Source organism: Nostoc sp., assembly GCF_036917575.1.
Lineage (GTDB): Bacteria > Cyanobacteriota > Cyanobacteriia > Cyanobacteriales > Nostocaceae > Nostoc.
Genome location: NZ_JBALDC010000093.1, coordinates 66165 through 74538 on the forward strand (window position 1 = coordinate 66165; position 8374 = coordinate 74538).

Annotated in this window: 7 protein-coding genes; 5 read left to right on the forward strand and 2 right to left on the reverse strand. The window is 41.2% G+C overall.

Annotated elements, in window-relative coordinates:
* Positions 1 to 24 precede the first annotated feature (24 nt).
* Positions 25 to 2397, forward strand: coding sequence for a hypothetical protein (locus V7K79_RS27205; protein WP_335052242.1), 2373 nt, complete (start codon positions 25 to 27; stop codon positions 2395 to 2397).
* A 78-nt stretch (positions 2398 to 2475) separates the two neighbouring features.
* Here V7K79_RS27205 and V7K79_RS27210 read toward each other — a convergent pair whose 3' ends face one another.
* Entirely contained in the window at positions 2476 to 2670 is a 195-nt protein-coding gene (locus V7K79_RS27210) for a hypothetical protein (RefSeq protein ID WP_292778303.1), read from the reverse strand.
* Between the two features lie 918 nt (positions 2671 to 3588).
* Here V7K79_RS27210 and thrC point away from each other — a divergent pair.
* The gene (thrC, locus tag V7K79_RS27215) at positions 3589 to 4680 is read left to right on the forward strand and encodes a threonine synthase (RefSeq protein ID WP_335052244.1); all 1092 of its coding nucleotides are present in this window, start codon (positions 3589 to 3591) and stop codon (positions 4678 to 4680) included.
* Positions 4681 to 4750: 70 nt separating this feature from the next.
* Here the strand turns inward: thrC and V7K79_RS27220 are convergent, their stop codons facing one another.
* Positions 4751 to 5218 carry a hypothetical protein gene (locus V7K79_RS27220; protein ID WP_335052246.1) on the reverse strand — a complete coding sequence of 156 codons (468 nt, stop codon included), beginning with the start codon at positions 5216 to 5218 and terminating at the stop codon, positions 4751 to 4753.
* A 132-nt stretch (positions 5219 to 5350) separates the two neighbouring features.
* Between V7K79_RS27220 and V7K79_RS27225 the strand changes: the two genes are divergently transcribed.
* The 3 genes from V7K79_RS27225 (at position 5351) to V7K79_RS27235 (ending at position 7796) form a co-directional block, all read left to right on the forward strand.
* A complete protein-coding gene (locus V7K79_RS27225; RefSeq protein WP_335052248.1) occupies positions 5351 to 6250 on the forward strand; it encodes a YihY/virulence factor BrkB family protein in 900 nt (299 codons plus the stop codon).
* 87 nt (positions 6251 to 6337) lie between these two features.
* Positions 6338 to 6844 (forward strand): DUF4112 domain-containing protein, encoded by a 507-nt coding sequence (locus V7K79_RS27230; RefSeq protein WP_335052250.1) that lies wholly within the window; start codon positions 6338 to 6340, stop codon positions 6842 to 6844.
* Between the two features lie 19 nt (positions 6845 to 6863).
* The gene (locus V7K79_RS27235; RefSeq protein ID WP_335052252.1) at positions 6864 to 7796 is read left to right on the forward strand and encodes an alpha/beta fold hydrolase; all 933 of its coding nucleotides are present in this window, start codon (positions 6864 to 6866) and stop codon (positions 7794 to 7796) included.
* Positions 7797 to 8374: the final 578 nt, after the last annotated feature.

Consider the following 8374-nt stretch of genomic DNA (forward strand, 5'->3'; position numbering starts at 1 on the left):
TCCCTAATCCCTAATTCCGAATCTATGGCAAATCGTTCACGCAAGCTGAAGCCAAAAGTCTCTAAGCTAAATCAACCTCGTGCTGGTGCGATGAAACGCGTCGTTAAAAAACCTCAGAAAAAGTTAAAACGAGGAAGTTGGTTATCGTCAATACTAGCGATGCCTACGGCGGCAAGCTACGCAATTCTGTTAAGTAGTGCTAGTATAATTATGGCTTTTGCCTGGATTAGTGTTCTCTTCATTTTCAATCCAGACGAGGTAAGCTGGCTAAATAAAATTTTACCTGCATGGGCACAAATCCCCCTTGGTAAACACGAACGCCCCCAAACTCTCAAACAAATTCAACTTGATTTGAGTAAAAAAAACCAAATATTTGGGGAAACCCTGCCTTTAAATCAAGATGTGAAAACCTCATTTTTACTACCAGTTTTTCAACAACGTGCTAATTGTCAATCTGATTGCGAAGAACTGGTAGAACTTAGGGTTTACGAGCGCTCAGAAGAGTTAGAGTTTAAATCTCAGTCAGAAAGTTATTATTATCTAGCGACTCAATTATCTGTAACTGGCCCAGATGAATCTTTTGTGATTTCTTCTTTGCTTGATGGAACTTCCGAACCCCAGGATATCAGTATTCCCCTACCTTTAACTGAAGTGCAACGCTTTGAAGGTAAGACACCATCATCAGGGGTTTGGTTTGATTTGTGGGGTAAACGCCAACAAGGAACTGGTGCTATCCGCTACGGTTACGTCGTATACTACAATCCAGAACGCACAAATTTACTACAAATGTTGTCTTGGAGTAGTCCTAATGGACAATTACCCAAATGGCAGCAAGTAACTGGTGATGCTACAAAAGAGTTAGTTGTCGAACAAACAGTAGGTTTAGAACCGCACTTACAGGTTTACCAAGTCAAACCTTTGAAGTTATTCTTAAAACCAATTCAATTGGAGGCAATTACCCTCAAATCATCAACCTTCAATGATTCTGGATACCAAAACGCCCTATTAATTGCCCGTAGCGGATTGTGGACACCAGCTTTTGAATGGTTGAAATTCATCAAGAAACAGCGCAATGGAGTTTTACCAGAAGCGGCGCAAGCGCAAATGGATTTGATTCGCTTGCATTCCCAACTTACTAAAATTCAAGCCCAGAAAGTTTGGGCCAGTCCTAGTCAAGAAGTCCTGGCAGATTTGATTGATGGTCGCTGGGAGAAAGCTTTACAGGTGTTTGAAGCGTCGCCACATAATACCCAAGAAATTGCTACTCTACTCAAAGCTGATGAAAAACGGTTGTGGAATCGCACAGTGGCGGCGTTGCAGGTGAACCCAAATAGACGAGAGGTGCAAGCTTGGTTCGCGTTGATTTTAGCAGTTCAGCGAGGAGAAGAACAGGCTAATTCTTGGTTAAAGGCGCAACCAAAAATTACAAAAGATAATCTTGCCTATATTCAAGGTTTGTTGGCAAGACTAAATGGTAAGAGTACATTGCAATCCTCTACTCACCTTAGTCAGATTGTTGGTACGGTGCAACCAATTACTCAAGTTACCAACAACGAATGGCTGCAACCAAATTCCCCAGCAGATTTGAAACTTACGGATAATCAAGTTTGGTATCAGGTGGAGGTAAGTGCATTTAATGACGGGAAACGCTGGCTAAATTTCCCCTTTGAGAATTTCAACCCACCGAAAACTGACACCGCCAAATTTTTTTGGAGAACTTTGGGAATCACTTCTGACCCGGAAATCCAGATTGTAGTCTGGTTGCGAAATGGAGAACAAAAAATTACTATAGCCGCTATCAAAGCGGTGCAATTACGGGGTAAAGTTTTGCGCCTATTAGCTGCTGGGCCAAAAATTCCAGATAATCAAAACGATGTTCTCCAACCCAAACCTTTAGCCTTTACAAATGCAGCACTAGAATGGGTACAACCATCTCCAATTACTTTACGAGAACTGTATCAGCAAAATCCCCAAGGGGTGAAGGTAATGCTATCGAGTTTGTGGCAATCTTTACAACAATCTGGTGAAGTTCCATCTGGTGCTATTCCTAGTTTTGAACAGATGCAGGAAAAATTAGGTGATTGGCCCGTTCAAGTGATTGATTTAACAAATAACGCTCAACCAGAAATAATACTGACTATCTCACCAGAAGCAATAGCATCTTTGAATCAGCCGACACCTAAAATTGAGAGAAAAAACACAAAGCAGCGCCGCGACCGGACTATAATTTTCTCTGATAAGAATAAAATTATTTACACTGATTTTACAGGAAATTACTTACAAAGACTTTCTGCGATCGCCAAGCTTTCAGGGGTGCAATCCTTAGCTTTACTGGTAGAAAATGCTCATAACTACAGTTTGAGGCGCTGGTCAGAGAAAAATCAGCGCTTTGAATAGCACACTTCTAACTCAAGTTTTCCCTCTACTGAAATTTAAATTAGGAGGGGAAAAGCGATCGCTATCGACAAGATTGACTTATTCTTCTTTTTGGTTGGTTTCGGCTAGACGTTGGTGCTTCAGGTTTTCCAATTGCTGCAACAATGAGTCTACCTCTGCTTGTAAATGCATCAATTTAGCTTGCTGATCGTCTTGATAATAAGACTTGGTTAATTTACTGACCCAGGCAGTCTGGGACTCGCGATCGGAAACGTTAGATAAATAAGTAGGCATCGCTAATTAAATCCACAATTTAACTCACACCATTAGAAATATTATAATAATGCTCTTTTTAGTTTTATTGCATTATTGTATATTTTCAATCAATTACTCTAATGGATTTGGGGTTCAATCATAAAAGACGGTGATTATAATGGCTGTGTTCCAAAAAAAACACTGACCCAAGTTTGTAAAGCTTCCTTCTACTGAACGGTACTTTGGAATAGTTAATTCCTAGTCTGTCAATTATGGTTGTACAAATAATTATCGCCGTTTTTGGGGAATTTACGCAAGAAATTATATGTAGACTATATCAAGAATTATGCCAAATCATGAAAAAACGTAAGGCGAAGCACTTACACTCGGCACAGTCTCTCTTAAGAAGGGAAGTAGAAGGCTACCATCAAAAAGAGACAGCTTATTAAGTATTTTCCTCTCCTCACTGAAGCGAATAGGGTGGGAAAATACATAGATATGGTTGACTAAAATAAGTCACTAAAAGCAACTTTAACCACGGTTAAATAAGAATTTTAGAAAGTTATGACGTAAGTTTGATATAGGAATCTGGTTTTATTCCTGAATTTATTTGCGTAGACAGGCAATAGGATAGATAAGTACTGATTCTTATTTAAAATCAAATAGGAGTCCTATAGATTTGCAGATGATTTTTCACCTCGTCAGTATTCTATAAGCTAATTTGTTGAACCGAAGGTCGCCGTGGCAGTTTATGATAAATTAACCTTTTAAATAAAAATAGCAAGTGAAACGCCTGTATTACAAAAAATAATATTCATAATAAAATTATTTGGGATTAGGGAACTCTCAACAGGTAACTGGTAACGAAAATCTACTTTCTTGCTCTTCCACATTTTGCGCTTCCTTATCCCACCCTTTCTAAATATCCAATCCTTACATTCAGAAATTTTAAATCCCGTGACTTTGAGCCTATCTGTTCCTACATCTCATCGCCAACCCTGGCCCGGATTGATAGAAGCCTATCGCGAATACTTGCCTGTTAGCGAAAAAACACCGATTGTCACTCTGTTGGAGGGCAATACACCTTTAATACCAGTGCCAGCGATCGCAGAACGCATTGGCAGACAAGTACGGGTTTTTGTAAAATATGACGGTTTGAATCCTACTGGCAGCTTTAAAGACCGGGGGATGACTATGGCAATTTCCAAAGCCAAGGAAGCAGGGGCAAAAGCAGTAATTTGTGCCAGCACGGGCAACACCTCAGCCGCCGCCGCCGCTTATGCTAGACGCGGAGGCATGAATGCTTTTGTACTGATTCCTGACGGTTATGTAGCCCTGGGCAAATTAGCTCAAGCATTACTGTATGGCGCAGAAGTATTGGCAATTAAAGGTAATTTTGACCAAGCTTTAGAAATTGTCCGCGAGATGGCTGAAAGCTATCCGATCACTTTGGTGAATTCGGTTAATCCCTACAGACTAGAAGGACAGAAAACAGGAGCCTTTGAAATTGTCGATGCCTTGGGTGATGCACCAGACTGGCTGTGTATTCCCGTAGGAAATGCCGGAAATATCACAGCATATTGGATGGGATTTTGTCAATATCATCAAGCCAGAAAGTGCGATCGCTTACCCCGGATGATGGGATTCCAAGCCGCAGGAGCAGCCCCCTTAGTCCACGGTCAGCCAGTGGCGCATCCCGAAACCCTAGCGACAGCAATTCGCATTGGCAACCCTGCTAGTTGGGATTTAGCGATCGCGGCACAAACCGCCAGCCAGGGAAATTTCCACGCCGTTACCGATGCCGAAATCCTCGACGCTTATCGACTTTTAGCAGCATCAGAAGGTATCTTCTGCGAACCTGCTAGCGCCGCTTCTGTCGCTGGGTTGTTGCAGGTGAAAGACCAAATTCCCACAGGGGCGACAGTTGTTTGCGTTCTCACAGGTAATGGTCTAAAAGACCCAGATACAGCTATCAAACACAATCACAGTCAATTTCAACAAGGGATTGCGGCGGAACTGGGCGCAGTAGCCAAGGCAATGGGATTTTAGGGCATTGGGCATGGGGATTGAATCTTCAATTTTGAATTTTGAATTTTGAATTGATTTCTCCCCTGCTCATCTACTCCCCCTTTTTCCCTACCCCTGCTGCTGCTCGTTCGCGTGTCAAGCTATCGATAGCATCACCCAAGGCAGTAGTTAGGCTATTGCGAGTTTGGGCGTGATTGTCTTGCTCAGTTTTCAAAGCTTGCAAGAGGCGATCGCGTTCTTTGATCGCGGCGATGAGTTTAGCTTGCAAATCTTCTACAGATTTTAGCTGTTCTATTTCTTGTTGAATCGCTATTGGTGTCCCAGCACTCAGTGTCTCTACTTCAAAACCTTGAAGTTTATGCAGTTTTGCCTTGAGGGAGGCGATCATCTGTTCGGAAAGCTGAGTATCTGTGCGGCGTTGTTCTGCTTCTGTGTTGTAAAGCTGACGCCATTTTTGAGCACTTTCACAAGCCGTATCGCGATCGTGTTGCAGCTGTGCCATCTGCTCTTTGATTACCTGGATTTCTGTCAACCACTGTTGTGTTAAATCTTGATTCATAGATTAATAGTCATTAGTTAGAAACTCTGCCCCAATCCCCACTCGGTATTCTTGCGGTAGAAAGATAGATGCGATCGCTACGCAAAATTTAGCACAGTAGTTAATAAACCCAACCAGTTTTAACTCTAAATTATGCCAAAGCCTCGTTTTTTTCGCTTCTTTCGCCACCTTAACTGGCGCACAATTAAAAAAACTTTTTCCAGGACAATCGAAAGGCGACTTTTAGGACTCGCCTCGGAAATTGCCTTCAATGCCATGCTATCGCTGTTTCCAGCAATTCTTGCTCTGATTACAGCTATTGGCTTATTGGCAGAATCTTTACAAAACACCTTTAGACAACTGGCGATGCAACTAAGTCAAGTCCTACCTGAAGAAGCCCTGGATTTGATTCGTGATTTTGCTACCAAAGAAATTACTAACTCCAAAAACAGTGGTTTATTTTCTTTAAGCTTTGTATTAGCAATTTGGACTGCTTCTGGGGCGGTGAGTACTGCTATGACAGCCCTCGATCAAATTCATCAAATTCCTTCAGAAAACATTCGCCCCTTTTGGAAAGCCAAGCTTGTCTCTCTGGGATTAACAGTCGGTACTATGTTGCTTTTAATATTGGCTTCTTTCTCAGTGTTTACCAGCGATTGGCTATTGGGAATAGTAACGCGCGAAAATAGTTCTTTAATCTTTTTGTTGCATCTTTGGCAGCTATTACGCTGGCCTTTAGCTTTAAGTATTGTTGCTGTCGCCTTTAGCTTTGTCTATCGCTATGGCCCAAGCAAGTGGAACTCAGGCACGCCAATGATGCCTGGAGCAATTTTAGCAGCTGTTTTTTGGGCAATGTTGTCTGCCCTATTTAGGCTGTATGTGGCGAATTTTGGCAATTATAATAAAGTATATGGTGCTGTAGGAGCTGTGATAATTTTAATGCTCTGGCTGTTAATGAGCGCTGCTGTTCTGTTAATTGGCGAACAGTTGAATGTGACAGTCGGCGAAGATATGCGCTTAAAAACGCAGCCGCAATCGCAAGATAAATATTAATTCGTAAATCCTTGAGAAAATGATTGCAAAAGCTCAGTAGGGGAGTAAAATATCTAACGATTCAATACAAAATTAGCGATCGCCTCTATGTCTGATTCTCCTCCTCGATTTTCGATGATTGAACCTGATACCAAAGCACCCACTTTGAAGCGCTTGCGTCAGTTAAGTCGGCTGTTGGATAATGCTATTACCATTCCTGGCACAAAGATTGGTTTTGGTATAGATCCAATTTTAGGACTCATACCGATTGGTGGTGATTTTTTGGGAATAATGTTTTCTAGCTACATCATTCTAGAAGCAGCGCGGCTAGGCGTATCTAGAGCCACTCTAGGTAAAATGATTTTGAACGTAATCATTGATGGCTTAGTAGGCGCTGTCCCAGTTTTGGGAGACTTTTTTGATTTTGCCTGGAAAGCTAACACTAATAATATCAAGCTCTTGGAAGAACACTTAAAGTTTCCCAGCGAGCAAAAGAGTGCAGACAAATGGTTTATCTTTGCCGTTTTGGCTGGATTGTTGCTAATCTCTATTGTCTTAGTAGCGTTGCCCGTGATCTTAATTAGAATCCTGTGGAACGCCTTTACAGGCGGTTAAATTGTTTATTGATAAAAGAATGAAAGATTGGTGGCAAGCTACTTTTCCCAAAGGGCGGCAAAGTCTAGTTATTACTGATGCTAAAGGCTATCCTGTACAAATTGCTTATGGCGAAAAAGGTAGAGGTAAACCGTTAATTTTATTACATGGCATGGGGAGTTGGAGCTACAATTGGCGCCACAGCGTAGCACCATTATCTAAATATTACCGAGTAATTTGTTTTGATGCCAAAGGTTTTGGTTTTTCCGAAAAACCATTGTCTCGTAGAGAAGACAATGGCCATCAAGTTATTGAGTTTCAAAGAATTATTCAGGCATTATGTGATGAACCCGCAGTGATTGTGGCAGAATCTCTAGGGGGATTAGTTGCCCTTGCTCTTGCTCAAGAACATCCGCAGCTAATCGGACGGCTGGTAGTAGTAAACGTACCTGTTTTTGCCGAATATCTACCCCATTGGGCTATGTGGTTACTTGCCCAAATGCCCCAAGAAGTGATGCAAACAATTGACTCTTTACGTCTGGCATATTTGTTTGCACCAATATTTAGAGAAGTCATGGCAATAGAAAGACGTGGGGTATTATTCGATCCTTCAATCTTGACGCAGGAAGATATCTATTGGATAACTTACCCGTTTACTGAATTGCCTGGTACGATCGCAAAAGTCGCCGAAGAGTTACAAATAGCCGCGCGAGAAATTGAGAATTGGCAAGCAAATAAGCCAAATATGCTCACAAAAATTCAAAATAACCTCAGTGCAATTGAGTGTCCTACACTAGTTTTGTGGGGTGAGCTAGATAGTTGGTTTCCTGCTAGTCATGGTAAAAAATTACATCAACATATCCCCAATTCTAAATTACAGATTTTATCTAACTGTTGTCATGATGCCTCAAGTGGTGCTTCTGAGGTGTTGAATAAAACGATTCTTGAGTTTTTACAAGAGACTAACTTCTAAAGAAGAATTCAGAAGCCAGAATTCAGGAGTCAGAATCAGTCGAGGATTCAGACTCGCAACTATCTTGTTGACTACTAAATTGAAAATTTAGTGGGAGTATAAAAACGCCGATTATTCATCCGCCAGTCGTACAGAATTCAATTCTGAATTCTGACTCCTGACTCCTGAATTCTGCTTTGATAAAAAGAGAGTGGGAGGAAGCATATCAGTCAGCTTTCAAACTCCCACTCTACCATTTGCTGCTGAAGTGAACAGGAATGTATACAGACGTTACCCGCTATTTGGGGGCTAATGCGTAGTTCAACAACAACGCCTGCACGCATTTAATATTCCTGTTGCAGCAAATGCCAAACCTGATTATTGAATTTATTTACTGAGATAAATACTCTGCAAATAATTGTTATAGATAGCTTTTTGTTTTTGTAAATCACTAAGTAAATAGTGTTTTACAAAAGGAATTTGCTTAGATGGTAGTCCCTGATAATCCAATACGGTTCAGTTAAGGCTCAAATAGCTGTAAAATAGGCATTGTTTCCAAAAATGGAAATCAAGTTCGGTGCATCTTAAAGAATTCTCAT